The organism is Mesorhizobium sp. B2-7-2 (genome assembly GCF_006440775.1).
Lineage (GTDB): Bacteria > Pseudomonadota > Alphaproteobacteria > Rhizobiales > Rhizobiaceae > Mesorhizobium.
Map to the genome: position 1 here is coordinate 226,537 of NZ_VFTZ01000004.1, position 19,613 is coordinate 246,149.

A 19,613-nucleotide genomic window follows, 5' to 3' on the forward strand; every position below is an offset into this window, starting at 1 on the left:
GCCGCCGGGCTGGGAGCCTGCTTGCCAACTTAAAGGCGTCTTGTTCTGCGCCACTCCTCATACTCTGCGCGGGCATCGTCGTGCAGCGGATAGTAGCGTTGCAAGGGAGCGCCCTGCATCAGCTTCTCCCGTGAAAACTCTTCCCAATCGTGATGCTTCTGGGCCTCTTCGATGACCTTGGCGGCCATTGCGACGGGAACCACGACCGCGCCGTCATCGTCGGCGACGATGATGTCGCCGGGGATCACCGTGACGCCGCCGCAGGCAATCGGAACATTGACCGCGTTGGGATAGATGCTGGTCTGCACGTGATAGTTTGGCGTCCAGCCGCGCAGCCATAGCGGCAGATCGAGCTTTTCGACATTGGGCCGATCGCGCATGCATCCATCGATGACGATGCCCGCGCCGCCTCTGCCCTTGAAATAGGTGGACATCATATCGCCGAAGACGCCCGAGCTCATGTCGCCGCGGGCGTCGACCACGACCACGTCGCCTTCCTGCGCATGGTAGAGCACATGCCGGTGCAGTTGCGTCTCGGGATCGGTATATTCTCCCTCGTCGAACAGGTCCGGCCGTTGCGGCAGGAATTGCAGCGTCAGCGCCGGCCCGACGATCGACTTGCCATGGTTCTGTGCCACCGGGCCGACCATGTGCGGACTGCGGAAGCCCATATGGCCGAGCGTGCCGGCAACCGTCGCGGCGCCGATCTCTTTCAGCGCGTCGATCAGGTCCTTGGGCGGACGCGTGATGTCGGGAATATGCGTCATTGTCGAACTCCGGATGAGTTGGAACTACCAGTTGGTGACGGAACCGTCGCGGCGTCTGAGATGCGGCGCTTCCCAGAAGCGGAAACTCTGCGCCTTGATCGCCTCCTCGTTGACCTCGACGCCGAGCCCCGGCAATTCGCCGACCGGATAATCGGTCCCGTCGAGCCGTGGTTGCACTGGGAAGAAGTCGGAATTGTCGAAGCCCAGCTTCCTTTCGGGCGCCCTGGTCTCGAGCCAGGCGAAGTTGGGCACGGCGGCGGCCAGATGCACGGTCGCGGCGGTGCACACCGGACCGAGCGGGTTGTGCGGCATCAGGTCCACATAATGCGCCTCGCTCCAGCCCGCGACCTTCATCGCCTCGGTGAGCCCGCCGACATTGCAGACATCGAGCCGGTTGAACTGATGAATGCCGCGCTCGATATAGGGCAGGAACTGCCACTTGCTGGCAAATTCCTCGCCGATGGCAAAGGGGATGTCGGTCATCCTGCGCAGGGACTCGTAGGCCTCCGGCGTCTCGTCGCGTATCGGCTCCTCGAGGAAATCGAGCACGCCGCGGCCGAGTTTGTTGCAGAAGCTCGCGGCCTCCGCCACCGACAGCCGATGATGATAGTCGATGCCGAGCACCACGTCCTCGCCCAGCGCCTCGCGCGCCTTGTTCAGCATGCTCGCCGTGGCGCCTATCGACTCGCGCGGCTCGAAGATGTCCTTGCTGTTTTGGCCGGAGGGAAAGAAGCGGATCGCCTGCCATCCCTGCGCGCGCAACTCATGGGCGCGTTCGATGGCAGCATCGCCCGCGGCTTCGTCTCCGGTCGAGGCGAAGGTGGGGATGCGTTCCCGCTGCTTGCCGCCGAGCAGTTCGTAGACCGGCACTCCCAGCGCCTTGCCCTTGATATCATGAAGGGCGATGTCGATGGCGGAAATCGCCGCCTGCAGAACCCGCCCACCCTCGAAATACTGGCTGCGATAAAGCTCCTGCCAGATCCGGCCGATCTGCATGGCGTCGCGGCCGACGAGGAACTCGCGATAATGCTCGACGGCGCCGGCCACGGCCTTCTCGCGGCCGCTCAGTCCGCTCTCGCCCCAGCCGAAGATGCCCTGGTCGGTCTCGACCTTGACAAGCATCTGGTTGCGCGTTCCCACCCACACTGGGTAGGGCTTGATCGCGGTGATCTTAAGTTTCGTCGTCATTCGCGCCACGTCCACACGCATCCACCGCGTCAATCGGCCCTGAGGGCCATTTCGGTTTCGCTGTCGAACAGATGCATCCGCTCCTGGTCGAACTCGAGCCAGATCCGCTCGTCGGGCGCGACGGCAATGCTCGGCGGCACGCTGACATTGACGATGGCGCCGGACAGGAACGCCTGAACGAAAGTCACGTCTCCGGTCGGTTCCACCGTATAGGTCTTGGCCGGAATGCTGCCCGGCACCGCACTCTTGTGCAGCTTGATCGTCGAATGTCGCGCGCCGAGCACGACTTTCCGGGTCGTTGCTGTCGCGACCTTCCGCGCATTGGGCGGCGACAGCTCAAGGCTCCAGCCCTCCGCGCTGGTCAACACCGTGCCGCCGTTCGCCGTCGATGCCTCGAGCGGAATAAGGCTCATCGCCGGGCTGCCCACGAAGCTCGCGACGAACATGTTCACGGGATGGGCGAAAACCTGCGCCGGCGAATCATATTGCTGCAGATAGCCGCCGTTCATCACCGCCATCCTGTCCGCCATAGTCACGGCCTCGAGCTGGTCGTGCGTCACATAGATGATCGTCGCCTTCAGGTCCTGATGGAACCGCTTTATCTCGGACCGCATCTGAACGCGCAGTTTTGCGTCGAGATTGGAGAGAGGTTCGTCCATCAGGAACACCGCGGGATCTCGAACGAGGGCACGGCCCAAGGCCACGCGCTGCTGCTGACCACCCGAAAGTTCGCGCGGCTTGCGATCGAGCAACTGCGTCATATCGAGCACGCGCGCCGCTTCCCTGACCTTCTTGTCGATCTCGTCCTTGGGCAGCCTGCGCATCTGCAGCGGGAAGGCCAGGTTCTTGTAGACCGATTTCTGCGGGTAGAGCGCATAGTTCTGGAACACCATCGCGATGTCCCGGTCCTTGGGATCTAGGTGGTTGACCACGCGGTCCCCGATGACGATGTCGCCCGATGTTACCGAGGTCAGACCCGCGACGAGATTGAGCGTGGTTGTCTTGCCGCAGCCCGAAGGGCCGACGAGAGCGACGAACTCGCCGTCGTTGACCGTCAGCGAGACGTCGTTGACAGCTTTGAAGCCGCCATAGGTCTTGACGAGATCTTTGAGGACCACGTGGGCCATCGGCAGCGACTCCTAGTGCTTGACCGCGCCTTCCGTCAGGGCGCGTACGAAGTATCGTTGCAGGACAAGAAACAGCACGACGACGGGCACGCTCATCATGAAGCTTGCCGCCATCAGGCCCGGGAAGTCCGTCGTATTTTCCGAGAAGAAGCGCTGGATGCCGACCGGCAGGGTCAACTGTTCGTTCTTGGAGAGAAAGGTGTAGGCGTAGATGTACTCGTTCCAGGCGCCGATGAAGGAATAGATCGCGGTGGCGATGATCCCCGGCGTCGAGAGCGGCATCACGATCAGGATGAAGGCCTGGAACCGTGTAGCGCCGTCGATGCGCGCCGCCTGCTCGAGCTGCACCGGGATGTTGTCGTAAAAGCCCTTGAGCAACCAGATCGCCAGCGGCAGGCCGAAAGTCAGATAGGTGAGGATGAGCGAACCATGCGTGTTCACCAGCCCGAGCGCACGCATCAGGATGAACAGCGGCACGAGAAAGATCACCGCCGGGAACATGTTTCGGAGCAGCACCGCGAAGAACAGGAAGTTCCGGCCGGGGAAGGTGAAGCGCGAAAACGCGTAGGCCGCGGGAACTGCCACGATCACCGAAAGGATGGTCGTGGCAGTGGAAACGTACAGGCTGTTCCAGAAGAAGCGCAGGAAATCCTGGCCGACGCTGTTCTGCGGATCGAGCAGCTTCTGGTAGCTGGCAAGGGTAGGCTGGTCCGGCCACCATTGCGGCGGAAATTGCATCGCGGCGAAGCCGGACTTGATCGAGGTCAGCAGCATCCAGATCATCGGCAAGGCGGTGTAAAGCAGCATGAACACCAGGAATATGCGCCCGCCCCACCGCCATCCGTCGATCCGCATCCGGCGACGGGTCTGGCCTCGAGGGGCCGTCTCGGCAATCGTGCTCATGCGCTGCCATCCTTCCGCTCGTTGCCGCTCAGCGCACGGACATAGAAATAGCCGAGTGTCATCAGGATAAAGAACAGCAGCACCGAATAGGCCGACGCCACGCCCCAGCGCTGCCGGCCGAAGGCAAGCTCATAAATGTGGGTGATCCAGATATGCGACGCGTTGGACGGCCCGCCTCCGGTCATGATCCATGGGATGATGAAGGAGTTGAAGTTGGCTACCGCGAGCAGCAGGATCGTCACCGTCGAGACGTTTCTCAAATGCGGGAAGGTGACGTGCCAAAAGCGCTGCCATGCATTGGCCCCGTCGACCGTCGCGGCGCGCAGCAACTGGTCGGGAACCGTCTGCAGGCCGGCCATCATCATGATCATGGCAAACGGAAACTCGCGCCAGATATTGACGACGATCAGGGAGGGCAGCACCGTGCTGACGTTGTCGATGAAATTCGGCGGCCCTCCGGCCAATCCGAGGCCAACCAGAACCGCGCCGATGACCCCGAAATCCGAATGGTAGATCCACTTCCAGATATAGGAAGCGGCGACCGCGCTGATGACCCAGGGAATGATCAGGATGGCGCGCAGGATACCGCGGCCGACAAAGTCACGGTGGAGCGCCAGCGCGGCGCAAAAGCCAAGGACGAAGGAAAGGAAAGTGGAGGCCGCTGTCCAGATAAGCGTATTCCAGGTGACCTTCCAGAACACCTCGCTTGTGAGGATGGCCGTGTAGTTGTTGACGCCGACGAAGATCTTGTCGCGGAGCTGCAGGCCGGGCGGGGTGTTAAAGAAGGACAGCTCGATTGTGTAGTAGATCGGATAGGCGATGACGATGAGCATCACGGCGATCGCGGGAAGCACATACGCGTAGTCGGCGCGATGCTCCCAGACACTGCGGAGCAAGCCGGACCCGGCGGGTTGCAATCTGCGGCGAGCCTCGGCCTTGCCGGTCGCGATCGTCACTGTAGCGCGCCCTTGTTCTTGGGGAAGTATCGGCTGCGCTCGCGGCGCAGCCGATCGGATCGTCGGTCAGGCCCGCATTAGAGCCCGCCTCCCATCAGGTCTTTCACCTTCTTGGCCGCGTCGTCCGCCGCCTGGTCGACGGTCATCGCTCCGGTCAGGGCATTCTGCAGCATGTCCGGGACGATGATGTTCATGATTTCGGGCGACTGCGGCAGCGCCGGGAACGGGATGCCGTATGGCAGCATCGAGGTCGTGACGTCGAGGAACTTGATGTTGTCCAGACGTTCCTTCATCCATTTTGTCTTGAAGCCGTTGAGGTTGCCTGGGTTTGATCCGGCATAGGCCATCTTCAGCGACCATTCCGGGCTCGTCCACATGCAGATGATGGCCTTTGCGGCCGGCTCGTCCACCTTGCCCCCCTCGACATATTCGGGCTTCAGGATGTGGATGTTCGAGCCGCCGAACACGACGGCGCGCTTGCCGTCGGGGCCGGTCGGAATCAGGCCGTAGCGCATGTTGTCGATGACGGTCTGTGCCTTGTCCTTGTCGGTGCCCGTCGCCTTCTTCTGCAGGTCGAGCATGACGTTGTAGTCGGACGGATGCGAGATCATCATGCCGAGCTGGCCAGCGAGAAACAGGGGCTGGTTGTCGGCCTGCTGGTTGGTGAGCGCCGAGACCGGAACCGATTTGTCGCGAACATACATGTCGTAGGAGGCTTGCAGCGCCGCCTTGCTCTGCGGGCTGTCGAGCTCGATCTGCTTGTAGGTGGGGTTGGCGGTGGCCTCGTCGAAGACGCCGCCGCCATAGGCCCACAACTGCGGCATGAAGCGGTAAGGCGTGTTGCCGGCATTCTTGCGCGCCACCAGGCCGTAGCCGGCAATGCCGAGCTTGTCGTGGATCTGCTTGGAATATTTGACGACATCGTCCCAGGTTGCCGGGGGCTTGTTCGGATCGAGGCCCGCGCGCTTGAAGATGTCGGCGTTCCAGATGAACGCCATCGTCTCGTTGTTGGTCGGAATGCCGTAGGTCACGCCGTCCCAGGTGACGGCCTTCATGGCGCCGGGCCAGAAGTCCTCGGTCGAATACCCCACATCCTCAGGCTTGAGCGGCTGCAGATAGCCCTTCGAGGCGAACTCGGTGCCGCCCAGGATTTGCAGGCGGACCGCCATTGGCGCTGCGTTGCCGAGCAGCGCCGTGCGGAACTTGTCGAGAAGGTCGTTGTAGGTGAGGGCTTGTTCCTCGAGCTGGATGTTCGGATAGGTCTTGCGGAAGGTTGCGAAGAAATCCTTGTAGTATTGGCGCAAAAGGTCCGGGTCGCCCTCGAACACGCCCTGATACCAGAAGGTCAGTCGTCCCTTGTAGTCGAGCGGGGTGACCTTGGCGCAATCGCCCGCAGTGTCAAAATCCTGCGTGCCCGCAATGGAGCGCACATATTCCGGCGACCACTTGCTCAGGTTGACCGGCGGCGCGCCCAGCGCCGGCGCGGCCATCAACGATGCCATTAACGCAGTGGAGACAGTGCCGCGCAGGACGGCACCGCCGAGCGTAATCCTCGTCATAGGTATCCTCCAGGTTTCTCTCCCGTGCCGCTCTGCGTCGAGGCAAGCGGTCGTTGCTCGTTCGATCGCGGGATATTTGCCGGTTCTAATGTATCCCTTCGACGACTTTGTACGTTTTCAGATCACAGATTATCTGTCAACGCGAAGAATCGTACATTGTTTTATCGAAACAGAGCGTGATATAGGGCGCAGGGTGTATTCACTTGGGGGGAGATGGGCCTTGGCCGAGACAAGCGATTTCAAAGCGGTGCCACCTGCGGGAATTGACCCCATCGGGGCTTCCAGCGAGGGCGCCTCGCTTTATGAACTGATTAGGGATGACATCATCGAGGGACGGCTAGCCGCCAACGAACGGCTTGTGGTCGCCGATCTCGCCCGGCGTCACGGCACCTCGACCAACCCGGTGCGCGAGGCCCTGCAATTGTTGCGCGGAGAGGGCTTTGTCATCTTCAGCCCCAATCGCGGGGCGCGCGTGCGACCCATAGATCAGGACTTTGTCCGGGATATCTACGAGATCGGCGTCCTGATCGAACCCGCCCTGACGCGATGGTTCGTGAACATGGCCACCGACGAGGATATCGCCGAGCTCGAACGTCTCCAGGACCTGATCGAGGAGAACAATTTTGCCGACACGTTCAGGCACAGCGAACTCGATACCGCCTTCCACACCGTGATGTACCAGCGGCATTATAACCGCCATGCGGCCGAGCTCTGGTGGAAGCACCGCGAGGTGCTGAGGGCGGTCAGCCGGCGGTTCAATTTCACGCTTGCCAGACGCGCCGCGATCATCCGCGAGCACCGCGAACTCATCGCGCATGTAAAGGCCGGAGAAGCCGACAAGGCAGCCGAGCTCATCTCCCGCCATGTCGAGGGTTCCGGCCGACATGTGCTCGAACACATGCGCGCGCGCATTGCGGCTCGAGCCGGATAGCCGATCGGCAACATCATCCTGGCCACTTCAAAAAAGGGTAGTTGAGATGAAAATCACCAGCATTCGGCCATGGCTGATCAAGTCCGACGCGTCCTATTGGGGCGAGTATCTGTTCGTCGAAGTGACGACCGACGAGGGGGTGAGCGGCTGGGGGGAGATCACCACGACGACAAAGCTCGCCAACCGCGCTCTCTGCACGATCCTGCGCCAGATCGGGATAGCCGTGGCAGGCGAGGATCCGTCGCGCATCGAGCATCTGTGGCACAAGATTTTCCGCAGCTTCACCTATATGGGCAGCCGCGGCGCCGCCGTCGAATGCGTCAGCGCCATCGACATCGCCCTTTGGGACATCCGCGGCAAAGTCCTCGGCAAGCCGATCTACGAGCTGCTGGGCGGACCGGTACGCGATGAAGTCGCGCTTTACACTCATCCCAACCAGGCCAAATTCACCAGCAAGGAAACCGTGATCCGCGAAATTCGCGACATTGTCGAGTCCGGGCACACCGGGCTCAAGTTCGACCCTTTTCCCCATCAAGGCCCCAGTTTCGATGGTCTGGCCCGCGAAAGCCGTGACGGCTACCTCGATGGCGGCATGACCCGCAAGGACGAGCGCGAGGCCGCCGAACTGACGGCCCTGATCCGCGAAACGGCGGGCCCCGATGTCGACATCCTGATCGATGCGCATGGGCGCTTCGATGTTCCAACCGCCATTCGCCTCTGCCGCAGCCTCGAAGAAGCGGGCCAGATCGATTGGTTCGAGGAGCCCTGTCCGCCCGAGAGCCTCAATGCTCTCAAACAGGTGCGCGACAAGGTCAGCGCCGCCATCTCGTGGGGCGAGCGCGGCCATACGAAGTGGGATTTCGTGCCGGTGCTCGAGGGTAAGCTCGCCGACTACATCATGCCGGACGTCACCTGGACCGGCGGCATTACCGAGCTCAAGAAGATTTCCGCCCTGTGCGAAGCCTATTACGTGCCGGTCTCGCCCCATGACGCCGCCGGACCGATCAACGTGGTCGCGGGGGCGCAGGTGATGATGACGGTTCCCAACTTCTACAAGCTCGAAACCTCGGAGTGGGACCTCTCCAAATACGATCACCTCATCGACAGACCGCTCGACGTTTCGAACGGCAACCTCAGGCTGACGTCGAAGCCGGGTCTCGGTGTCGATATGAATCGCGACTACCTGCAGGCCCACGAGATCGAGTTGGGCTAGCAACGACCTGCGCGGGCCAGGCGAGGGGCATAACCAGCGACGAGAACGAGGATAAGTCATGCCAAAGACGGGTGCAGCCGACGAGGCCCTCAATTGGGTGAACACGAATTCCAAGCCGTCCGAACTCCGCATCACCGATATGCGGGTGGCCGAGATCGTCGGTGCGCCGTTCACTTCGGCGCTGCTCAAGATCTATACCAACCAGGGCATCGTCGGGCTTGGCGAGGTGCGCGATGGCGCCAGCGCCACTTATGCGCTGATGTTGAAGAGCCGGCTGCTCGGCGAGAATCCCTGCGATGTCGACCGCCTGTTCCGCCGCATCAAACAGTTCGGCGGCCACGGGCGGCAAGGCGGCGGCGTGTCGGCGGTCGAGATCGCGCTATGGGATCTCGCCGGCAAGGCCTATGGCGTGCCGATCTACCAGATGCTGGGCGGCAAATTTCGCGATCAGGTGCGCGTCTATTGCGATACCGACGCGGAGAAGCCGAGCGGTGCCGAAACCGGCAAGCGCCTCAAGGCGCGCATGGATCGCGGCTTCACCTTCCTCAAGATGGATCTCGGCTTGATGCAGATCGCCCATATTCCGGGCGCTGTGACATCGCCCGCCGGCGCGCTCGAAGGGTTTCACGCCAATCCGCGCGGCCGCGGCGGCACGCTCGAGGAGCGGAAGGCTCGCAACCTTGCCTATGACGCGCAGAACGTGCAGCACCCGTTCACAGGTCTGCATTTCACCGAGAAGGGCATCGACCTTCTCGAGCGGTACATCCACGAGGTTCGCGAGGTCATCGGCTACGAGATCCCTTTGGCCATCGACCATGTCGGCCACATCTCATTGCAGGACGGCATACGCCTGTCGCGCCGCATCGAGAAATACGTCCCTGCCTGGCTGGAGGACGTGATCCCCTGGCAGTACACCGAGCAATACCGGCAGCTGCAGCAAGCGACCTCGGTGCCGATCTGCACCGGCGAGGACATCTACCTGAAGGAAGGTTTCGAGCCTCTGCTCGCGAGCGGCGGTCTCTCCGTCGTCCATCCGGACCTGCTCACCAGCGGCGGCATCCTCGAGACCAAGAAGATCGGCGACATGGCGCAGGACCACGGCGTCGCCATGGCCATCCACATGGCCGAAAGCCCGATCGCTGCGATGGCCGCTGCACATGTCGCGGCCGCGACCGAGAACTTCTTGGCGCTCGAATATCATTCCGCCGATGTCGACTGGTGGGACGATATCGTCACCGGCCTGCCCAAACCGCTGGTGAAGGACGGCTTCATCACGGTTCCGGACAGACCGGGCCTGGGGATCGACGACGTCGTCGACGAGGTGATCGCGCAGCATCTGCAGCCCGGTGTCACGGGGATATGGCAATCCACCGAGCATTGGGACAATGAATATAGCTGGGACCGGACCTGGAGTTAGCCAGGCCGCCCGCCCTCATTCCCCCCGGTTCACAGGGCCAACGACCGACCATTCGTGTCGACCTCTCGCAAGGGAGAGGTGAAGAAGGAAACGGACGAAACCATGATCTACGAACTGCGGATCTATGACTGCCTGCCGGGCAGGCTGCCGGCTTTGCTCAAGCGCTTTTCCGACCAAACGCTGGCCATCTGGGAGAGGCATGGCATCCGCCAAGCCGGGTTTTTCACCACGGCGATCGGCGAAAACAGCAATCGCCTCACCTATTTCCTCGCCTGGGAATCGCTGGCCGAGCGTGAGGCGAAATGGGCGGCTTTCGTCACCGATCCGGCATGGCACAGGGCCCGGGACGAGTCTGAGCGCGACGGGCAGATCATTGCCAATATCAGCAGCCAACTGCTCACGCCGACAGCTTTCTCGTCTGTGAAATAGGACTGCGCCATGAAGATCACCGACCTGCGCTGCGCCGTCATCGGCCAGCACCCCATCGTGCGCATCGTGACCGACGAAGGTCTTTACGGCCTTGGCGAAGTCGAGTTCACCAAGACCTACCTCAAGCCCTTTGTTCTGCATTTCCGCGAGGCGCTGATCGGCGAGGATCCGACCGACGTCGAGCGGGTGATGCTGAAGATCCGCCAGCGCGGCTCGTTCAAGCCCTACGGGGCGGCGGTAAGCGCGATCGAGCATGCGCTGTGGGACATTGCCGGCAAGGCCGCGGGCGTGCCGGTCTATAAGCTGCTTGGCGGCAAGGTGCGCGACAAGGTGCGCGTCTATAACGGCTCGATCCGCCGCAAGCGCACCGGCGACCGACCGGAGAACTACGCCGCCGACGTCAAATGGATGATGGAGCAGCCGCAGAACTTCTTCATGGTCAAGCAGGGCATCTCGTTCCACTCCAATATGAAGGACAGCGTCGAGGGCTTTCACTACGGCGTGACGCAGAAGAAGGCCGGCTATCACGGCGCCATGGATCAGGGGGTTATCAGCGAGCGCGGCTTCAACCATATGCTCGACTGCGTGATCGCGATGAAGGAGGCGCTGGGCGACAAGGTCAGCCTGGCGCTCGACTGCGGCCCGGGCTGGATGCTGCCCGATGCCATCAGGTTCGCCCGCGCGGTCGAGAAGTACAATTTGATGTGGCTCGAGGACATGCTGACCGGCGACTATGTGCCGTGGGTCAATCCGCAGGCCTATCGGGAGCTGACCACCTCCACCTCGACGCCGATCCATACCGGCGAGCAGATCTACCTGCGGCACAATTTCAAGGAGCTGATCGAGACGCAGGCGGTGCGCGTCATCGGCCCGGATCCGGCCGATATAGGCGGTATCGCCGAGCTCAAATGGGTGGCGGAGCACGCCTACATGCATTCCATCCTGATGGCGCCGCACGGCACCGCCAACGGCCTGCTCGGCCTCGGCGCGCTGATCAATGTCTGCGCCACCTTGCCCGCTAACTACATTGCCTTCGAATATCCGAGCGCGTCCGATCCCTGGTGGGAAGACATCGTCATCGGCCTGCCGCCGCAGATCGTGAAGGACAGCATGGTGGACCTGCTGGAAGCGCCGGGACTGGGACTCGATATCGATGCCGAGGCGGCCAGGAAATATCTCAGGGAAGAGGATGCGGGTTTCTTCGACTGAGCGTAGAGGCTTCGGCGAAGGGGAATATCGGGAGAATGAGGGGATGGTGCCAGAGGCGGAATCCAAGCAGAGAAAATAGCACTTGGTTTCTCAATTGCATAGTTATGAAGCAGCAGCAGCGCTGACCAACAAAAATACCAACAAAATATTTCTGTGGATTGGTTCGGTTCCCGAACATTGCCTTTCGGTCCGACGCCGCCGCACCCTAGATGCAGTCGAGCATCGCAGCGACTTATCACCTATCCATCGACAATCAAGTCACATGTATTTGCCATGCGATGTTTGCAACTTGGACAGAGTGTCCCCTGCGGACAAAATTCCTGAACGACTGCTTCGCCCTCATCGCAGCCATTAAAGTGAGTTTTGGTCACCTGGACGCGGACACTTAGACCAAATTCGGCAATGGAGGGCTCTTACCTGGGATGTCGAAGTGCCTAACGCCTCACTCGAGCCGTACTTTCCCTGACGGTCAACCTGATCGCCAACTCGCATTGCGATGGTGATGTGATCGGCAGCAATTCGGCCCATGTCGCGTGCCGCACTGGACTCTGTTGCTGGGCCACAGACCCGATCGACACTCGGAGTATGACCGTTTTCTGTTCGACTACCATCAAATCACGGGCGAACTGCCAACCGCATGCTCGAACTGTTTGAACGCCACGGTCGCGTGACCAATCGTTTCTCGGTGCTAAGCACGGACGATCATAATCAGATACACGCGGCGTTTTCGCCCGAGGACCTGATGGGGTCGAATTCATCCTGCGGGGCAAGGACGGGCCGATCGCAAAGGCTTTCACCGGGCGCGCACGCGCGCGGAGGAGGGCGTCCGGCAAAGATGCCGCAATCGCCGTGCCGGAGGGCTGTCCCACGACTATCGCCTGTGTTTCTGGCTCTCTGGCAAATATGCGGCAGGGACGTTTACAACTGGTGACGCCGGTAACGAACGCTGGCCTCTCGGGTACCGAATAATGTCTCAACGTGTCTTCAGCACGCCCGACGAGTTCCGGGAGGGTCTCGATGGCATCGTCGACGAATATGCTCGAAAACCCGCCTCCCAACCGGCCAATTCGCTTCCGCGGAGACCTGCAACACGAGGCGGGGGACCACTGCTTCCATCTCCGCTCACGGAACATTCAGCATCGAGTGCTCGACGGGGTGGTTCCGATTTCCATTGTCATCTAATCGCGAGCGGGAACTGTACAGCCTCGGAGCTGATTATGGGGGTCACGGATGCAGCGAGCGTCCTTGCCATCGCCGACCTGCTCGATCAGCTATACGCGGCTGGGGTGATCGAAGAGGATCTCGACGACATTTCGCTTGGCAGAACGGGATGACGGGCGCGGGCCGCAGGCCGCGAGCTTTTTTGTCGCAACGCCACTGCCCTGCGTTCCACTCCGATAAAGCGGGCTATCGCGGCCGGTCCTCGACGAAATCGTGGTGCTCGCCGACGGCTTCGCCAATGACAATGGCGCCAAGCTTACCGGACCCCTCTATGCCGTGGGTTGGCATTGAAGTCATTGGCAAGCCAAGCCGGCGTGGCGTTTCCCCTCGCAGATCATCTGGTCGCACCGTCCGTTGCGCTGTCACGTCATGGTTATCGTGCGCGATGCCGTCCGGCGACAGGGGCAGACTATCTGCCAGGCCTTGCCGCGGGCTTCCAATTGTAGATCGTCGCTTCGGAGATCCCATGCTTGCGAGCCGGTCCAGCATGTCCGATCTATCCACATTACGAATGTAACCCGTTTCGACGTTGACCCTTCAGAACTTTGGATCTTCATTGCAGGACACGCTCCAATCGGCGCATTCGATGTTGAACGAAGGTCCATTTGCCGCTGGCAAAACTTACATCATCTAACTCGGGCTCAGTCAAAGTGGAAACAGCGTTCGGCTAAGCCGGAAACCGTCACATTTGATTCAACAATTCTTCGGTCAAAGGAGCAGCCATGGCTACCGTGAAAGTCGATATCGATAACTTCCAGTCGGAAGTTCTGGAATCCGCAGCACCCGTCGTCGTCGATTTCTGGGCCGAATGGTGCGATCCCTGCAAGATGATTGCTCCGAGCCTCGAGGAAATCTCCGTCGAGATGGAAGGCAAGATCAAGATCGCCAAGCTTAACATCGATGAAAACCCGGAACTCGCCGCCCAATTGGGCGTGCGCTCCATTCCGACGCTTGCGATCTTCAAAGGCGGCGAAGTGGCCGATTTCTCGGTCGGCGCCAAACCGAAGACAGCTCTTTTGAACTGGATTTCGAACGCTGCCTGATCGAGGTCGCTCAAATGAAGAAACCGTAGATCCGCCCCGTGGGTTCATAGTGATTTATTGGCATTTGTACAGGGCTCAGCCCTTTGTGCTTCCGCTTTATGCCGGAACGAACGAGTGGCGAGGAAGCTTTTCACTGGGGCGTTGTCGAGGCAGTTGCCGTTGCGTGAATGCCGCAGCTTTCACGCATGCCGTTGCAGGTTCGCGTGACCGCACTCAACCAATGACGCCCTGTTGTTGACAGGCTTAGGCGATGCGTCTTGCTGGATCGGAGAGGGAATATGGGCAGTACCGGAGAGTTGGTCGGACAAGCAGGGCGTCCTGATAGCGAAGAAGGCCCGCACCGCGTCTCCGACGCAATGTCGGACCAGCAGGAGACGCGCGAAGCGACGCTTGCCATCGCCGGCGCGGTGGTTGCCCGCGACGGCAATCTCGACGGATTCTCTGATTCAGAATTGGCCAATCTGGTGAACGGTTTCGGCAAGTGGCCGGAAGAAGAAAAAGCACGCAAGGCGATCGTTGCCATCGCCAGCGAGCTCGGTTCCAAGGGCCGTCGCTTCAGTGCTTTCGGCACGCCCGCACTAGTCAGGATCGCCAATGGCCTGTCGCGGGGTATCGAGGCGGGAGAGACCGCCGGCGAGGTCGCCGAACCGGCCTTGCTGAAGGACCGGCTGCATCAGCTGGCGCACTACCTGCAATATGCCGAGGATCGGCTCCAGCAGGCCGATGTCCATGCCGTCGCGGGTATATTCAAGGCGTTGGGCAAGGCGCAGTTGTTGGATGATCTGGGTATGCTGGCACAGCCGGGGCTGGACAGGCTCGAGGTGTTACGTGCCGCTCCCGGGTTTAAGCTCGACAACAACCTCGAGACGATGGGCAATCTTTGCAGCTCCCTGCTGCCACTAGCTCGCAGCCCGAAGCCGGCGTTGCGCTGGCACCGCAAGTCGACGCTGAACCTGCTCAACGCCATCCAGCCGGTGGTGGAACACAAGATAGATGCCTATCTCGCAGCAGGCCAGGCCGAGCGTACCAGCGGCGCCAATGCAAGCCGCCGCCCGGCGCTTTCGATCCATCAGGTGCTCAAGACCCGGGCGGTGCTGGAGACGCTCTACCGGCGGCCCTATGTCGACGGCGACGAGCTCGCCTTGCGGGCCAGGCAGGAAGAGCTGCATGGCAAGACTAGGCAGATACTGAAGAGCGCCCGCACCCTCATCGACGCCGACCTTTCCTACAAGAGCTGGAACGTGATCGCCTCTATCGAGGCGAAGGAACCGCTCGAAGCGCTCGACACCTTCATGGCGCAGAACGCATCGATGATCCAGGCCCAGCATGCAGCCGCCAGCTTCGATGTTCATCGGGTGCTTCAGGCCATGGACCAAGAGCCGAGACCGCCGCAAGGCGATGCCGGACTAATGCGGCTGCCGGTGGTCGACATGCAAGGCCAGCCGCTGGCCAGCGAAGCCGAGTTGCGCTATTCCATTTTCCATCGCTTGACCTCGGGCGCGGTGAACGTGGTGGCGGTGCAGCTAAAGGGAACTCCGACTGGCGCCATGTTGACACGCACGGTGGCCGTGGAGGGCGTGCCCTACCGCATGGACCTGTTCGGCGGCAGCAAACTGAAGCCGCCGCAAAGGAGCCTTAACCAGCTTGCCTCTGACCTGCCCTTCACGGCCGCAGAGGCCCCAAGCGGCAAGCTTTTGGCGATCCCCTATGCCGAGACGGCTCCGGGTACGGCCTTTGAGCAGCTGTCGCGGGCCTGGGCGCCGTTCAAGGAAGCCTATTACTATACCCAGCGCCGCGGATTTGCCGCGCCGCCGGGCATCCCCGACGTTGGCCCGCATGATTATGCGCTGGAAGGGTGCTTCAAGCTGTCCCTTCTGCCCGACCGCCCCGCAGGCGCGGTGCATCCCTTCCGGTTCGAGGGGCGAGACGGCGAGATCGCCTTGCGGCCGCATGACGGCTGCGGCTTCATCAGGGCGTCGCTGGCCGAGCGCATGCCGTCCGTTGCCCGGGCTCGCCACGACGCTCCCGAGCGGATGCCTGCCTTTGCCGATAAAAGGCAATCGGCGGTACCGCCCACGGCGCTGCAACATTATCCGCGCAGCGTCGAGGTGGCACAGGAGACCCGCGAGAAGGCTCTGGCGTGGCTCGAAACCCATCAAAGCCTCACCACCGAGGAGCTGTTTCGGACGGTCACGGGCGGGCATATCGAGGGTTCGAACGCTATCGCCGTGCCGTCCAGTGACGAATGCCTGTATGTGCCGACGGGCAAGAGCAAGACCTTGACCCGTGACGCTGGCGTACTTGTCGGACGCTCCCCCTATGACAAGCCCAACCTGCGCCCGTTCGCCGCCGACCGGGTCAGGTCGGCGCGCGATGGCGACCGCACCGCGGCGTTCCTGGATCGGTGCGTGGCCTTCCAATACAGCTTCAACGTCGCGCACAGATCGGGGGCTAGGCTTGCCGCCGACGATCCGACCTTCTTTGCCAAAGGCGTCTTGATCGTTGTGCCCGACGAAATGTGGCCGGCGGACTTCGCCGACCGCGGGATGGTGATGTCTGCCGAGGACGTAAAGTGCCATTCGCGCTGGCTGGAGGAAAAGGACCGGGTTAAGACCGACACCGCGCTCGAGTGCGTCGGCATCCTGCAGGCGACGGAGGTGTTCGCGCCCGGCTCTTTGGTTGCGGTTCCGACCGTCCAACAAAAAATGCTCGACGGCGATTTTGATGGCGATGCCGTCATCATCATCGGCGACCAGCCTCGCCTTTACGAGCATGTGCGCCAGTTCGACGCGCAGCTGCAGGCGCGCGGCATCGCCTCGATGAAGCCGCCGAAGTCGCACACGCCGGCCATTGAGAAAGGCGGCTACCAGTTCAGCCGGTCCAAGCAGATCCTGTCGGCCACCGGGCTGGTGCTGGAGACCTACAGCTGCCTGCAGCGCAACGTGCTGGCGCAGCCGCTGGAGGCGCAACGCTGGTTTGCTGAGCGTGCCATCTTCGGCACCTACGAGGGCATTCATCAAGAGCTCAAGGCCGACATCCGTGCATTGTTGCAGGAAGATCGGCCGAATGGCCAGACCCTCCATGAGCTGATCGCCAGGGCGGGGGAAGACAGCAAGACCGCCCGGCATCCGGTGGCCTGCGAACTGGCCGCGTTGCTAGTGGCCGAGCTCCAGGACTGGAACCTGCAGCTCAATAGCGAGCCGGCTCATGAGCAGTCGGACGTCAAGCAGAAGTTTGCGCGATCCGTGGCCTCAACCGGCGCGAAGCCTGCCGTCAGCGCCGAGGCCGCCGCGCTCTTCCCGAAACTCAGCGAATCCTATCCGGCAACCGCTGATGCCAGGAAACGCGTCGACTTCCTGCTCAACCGCTATCAGGCGCGCATTGATCCGCGGCCCGACGGCTACAACCCGGTCGATCTGCATGAAAGCGCGATCAATCTGTTGAGCGTCGGCATCAAGGTCGGCACGGACGCCTACAAGTCCGAAACCGGTGCGCGAGTGTTCATGCAAAAAACCACCGAATTGCAGCGGCTCATAGAGCAGAGGCCGGGCTTCAAGTCGGCGCCCTATGTCAAGTCGCAGGCGGCAAAGCTCCAACAGGGCCGGTTCGACGTCGATGGCAGCCTGGCGGATCTGAAGGACAACCCCACGCTGGCGGCGTCGGTCATGGAGGCCTCGATCAGACTCGCCGTCGAAAACCGAATACTGCCCAGCGCCTTAGCAATTCCGGCCTACGACGACCCCGCCAGCAGGATAGCGCCGAACAGCGAACAGGCCCTGGAGCGCGCCAGGCTCGAAGCCGCCCTCGCCCAAGCGCAAGAAAGCGCGATTACCGAAACTGTGCATGCGGTTGCCGAGCTTTTGCGGCAGGACGGCATCGAGGTGCAGGTGCCGCATCTTGATCAACGGTCGCGTGGGCAGATCGGGACAGCCAACGAGTTGACCGGCCAGGGCGTGAGCGCGGCGCCGGATGCCCAACTGGTCACCAGTGCAGTGCGCCATGTCTTTGAGATCCCGGACGAGGCTTTTACGCGCGCCTTCAGGAAGGCGGCACTGGCCTTCGAGGAGCGTGACTGCAGCGAGGTCGAGACCACCAACTGGTTCATCAGGATGGACACGCAGGGGTTACGCGGCGTTCACACGGCGTTCAGAACCGCACAGAACTATCGCTTCGAGGTCGAGTTCCATACGCCGGCCAGTTACCGGGCCGAGCTCGCGCAGCGCGCGCAGAGCGAATGCGAGCTGGTCCCCATTCCCCGTGGTGCCTGGGACATATTACACTGGGGCTCGTCAGGAGAAAGCAGGTCGAGGGCGGCAGGGACCTCCAGGTCGCCCACCGTCGCAAGACAACAGAGTGCGGTCATTCTCTCGCCGCATGCCGGCAAGATCGTCGCGGCCCTCGGTACGAGGCCGGTCGTGCTCGTCGGCATGCCGGCGAGCGGCAAGTCGAGCATCGGCCCCCGCCTTGCCAGGGAGCTGGGGGTGGAGTTTGTCGACATCGATAAACTTATCATCAAAGGGCACGGCGATATTAAGGATATATTCGAGCGCCGTGGCGAGCCCTACTTCAGGGAGCTGGAGACTAGAGAGCTCGCCGAGCAGTTGAAGAAAGGCCCCATGGTCATCGCAACCGGCGGCGGCGGCTTTGTCAAGCAGCCCAATCGAGACCTGATCCGCGAGAAGGCGGTGTCAATCTGGCTCAACACCGACCTGGATGAGATCGGCAGGCGCCTCCACCTGCAGCAGCGCTCCACGGGCGACACCGGCCGGCCGCTGCTGCAAGGCCCCGACATCAAGCAGCAGCTCGAAAACATGTTAGAAAAGCGCGGGCCAGACTACCAACAGGCCGATATCAAGGTGGTCCCGACCTTTAGAAAAGACAAGAAGAACGCCGGCATTTGCGTGGAGGCGCTCCACGATTTTCTGTGCAGCAGGGAGAGAGAAGCCGCCCTGACGCCCGCTGCCGAGATGTCACATGTCTCCGGTGCTTCCGGCACAGTCGTGGAAACCATCCAGGCGCCGGCGGCACCAATGAGTCAAGGTGAACTGCCGCCTCTCGACACCCTCACCGCCGACCCGCAGCCTTTGCTGGCCGGCAATAACGCACGAGCGGATTTAGCATCTTCCATGAGAAGCAGAGAACGCTCAAGTCGATGACAACAAGCTTTAGGCGACAACGATCAGGTCCTTTCGCAGGTTTGGTGCAGGGGGCGGGTTCGCGCCGAATGCTAACAAAAGTGGGAATCGCATGCATAAAGTCGTCAGAAGCCTCTGGCCGAGTCGATCTGGTCCTAGATGACACAGGAGATTCGTTGACCGCCCAATGGCCCGCCCTTCACAGCAGTGATGCGGCAGCAGGGCTTCGTTCGCGGTCTGGCAAGGTCTCGAGATGACAGGCTGCTTGTGCTTGGGATCGAGGTCATGGCCGAGGGCGTGGAGACAGAGGCAGACCGACAAATTCTGCACAGCTTGGCTGCAGAACCGCTCAGGGCTTCCTGTCCCTATGCCCCAATCACTTGAATTTGCAGTAAAAGAGTACGCGAAAGAGTTGTGACCGGTACCAGCTGTTGCTGACTGCATCAAGAAGAGCGTCAAAGGACGAGATGGGTGCTGGAAATGGACATGAGGTAATAGGCGGTATCAAGCGGCCA

At 61.5% G+C, this 19,613-nt stretch carries 13 protein-coding genes; 7 read left to right on the top strand and 6 right to left on the bottom strand.

Annotated features, from left to right (window positions below; all coding sequences use genetic code 11):
• Window positions 1-29: 29 nt before the first annotated feature.
• The 6 genes from FJ425_RS07815 to FJ425_RS07840 form a co-directional block, all read right to left on the bottom strand.
• Window positions 30-767, bottom strand: a complete 738-nt coding sequence (locus FJ425_RS07815; protein WP_140636299.1) for a ribonuclease activity regulator RraA — start codon at window positions 765-767, stop codon at window positions 30-32.
• Between the two features lie 24 nt (window positions 768-791).
• Window positions 792-1,955 (bottom strand): mandelate racemase/muconate lactonizing enzyme family protein, encoded by a 1,164-nt coding sequence (locus FJ425_RS07820; RefSeq protein ID WP_140722719.1) that lies wholly within the window; start codon window positions 1,953-1,955, stop codon window positions 792-794.
• Between the two features lie 29 nt (window positions 1,956-1,984).
• Complete coding sequence (locus FJ425_RS07825) at window positions 1,985-3,082, bottom strand: ABC transporter ATP-binding protein (protein ID WP_140636297.1); 1,098 nt, start codon at window positions 3,080-3,082, stop codon at window positions 1,985-1,987.
• Between the two features lie 12 nt (window positions 3,083-3,094).
• The gene (locus FJ425_RS07830; RefSeq protein WP_140636295.1) at window positions 3,095-3,985 is read right to left on the bottom strand and encodes a carbohydrate ABC transporter permease; all 891 of its coding nucleotides are present in this window, start codon (window positions 3,983-3,985) and stop codon (window positions 3,095-3,097) included.
• Window positions 3,982-4,941 (bottom strand): sugar ABC transporter permease, encoded by a 960-nt coding sequence (locus FJ425_RS07835; protein WP_140636293.1) that lies wholly within the window; start codon window positions 4,939-4,941, stop codon window positions 3,982-3,984. The genes FJ425_RS07830 and FJ425_RS07835 overlap by 4 nt, the downstream gene beginning before the upstream one ends.
• A gap of 77 nt (window positions 4,942-5,018) precedes the next feature.
• Window positions 5,019-6,500, bottom strand: coding sequence for a sugar ABC transporter substrate-binding protein (locus FJ425_RS07840; RefSeq protein WP_140636292.1), 1,482 nt, complete (start codon window positions 6,498-6,500; stop codon window positions 5,019-5,021).
• Between the two features lie 220 nt (window positions 6,501-6,720).
• On the opposite strand from FJ425_RS07840, the gene FJ425_RS07845 reads away from it, so the two are divergent.
• The 7 genes from FJ425_RS07845 (at window position 6,721) to FJ425_RS07880 (ending at window position 19,119) form a co-directional block, all read left to right on the top strand.
• Window positions 6,721-7,431, top strand: a complete 711-nt coding sequence (locus tag FJ425_RS07845; RefSeq protein ID WP_140636360.1) for a GntR family transcriptional regulator — start codon at window positions 6,721-6,723, stop codon at window positions 7,429-7,431.
• A 46-nt stretch (window positions 7,432-7,477) separates the two neighbouring features.
• Entirely contained in the window at window positions 7,478-8,644 is a 1,167-nt protein-coding gene (locus FJ425_RS07850; RefSeq protein ID WP_140636290.1) for a mandelate racemase/muconate lactonizing enzyme family protein, read from the top strand.
• A 58-nt stretch (window positions 8,645-8,702) separates the two neighbouring features.
• Complete coding sequence (locus FJ425_RS07855; RefSeq protein ID WP_140636288.1) at window positions 8,703-10,061, top strand: mandelate racemase/muconate lactonizing enzyme family protein; 1,359 nt, start codon at window positions 8,703-8,705, stop codon at window positions 10,059-10,061.
• Between the two features lie 102 nt (window positions 10,062-10,163).
• Complete coding sequence (locus tag FJ425_RS07860) at window positions 10,164-10,490, top strand: NIPSNAP family protein (protein ID WP_095486584.1); 327 nt, start codon at window positions 10,164-10,166, stop codon at window positions 10,488-10,490.
• A 9-nt stretch (window positions 10,491-10,499) separates the two neighbouring features.
• A complete protein-coding gene (locus tag FJ425_RS07865; RefSeq protein WP_140636286.1) occupies window positions 10,500-11,699 on the top strand; it encodes a mandelate racemase/muconate lactonizing enzyme family protein in 1,200 nt (399 codons plus the stop codon).
• A 1,943-nt stretch (window positions 11,700-13,642) separates the two neighbouring features.
• On the top strand, window positions 13,643-13,963 hold the full coding sequence (gene trxA / locus FJ425_RS07875; RefSeq protein WP_064995677.1) for a thioredoxin: 321 nt from the start codon (window positions 13,643-13,645) through the stop codon (window positions 13,961-13,963).
• A 278-nt stretch (window positions 13,964-14,241) separates the two neighbouring features.
• Window positions 14,242-19,119: a shikimate kinase gene (locus FJ425_RS07880; protein WP_140688026.1), complete on the top strand. Its 4,878-nt coding sequence runs from the start codon at window positions 14,242-14,244 to the stop codon at window positions 19,117-19,119.
• Window positions 19,120-19,613: the final 494 nt, after the last annotated feature.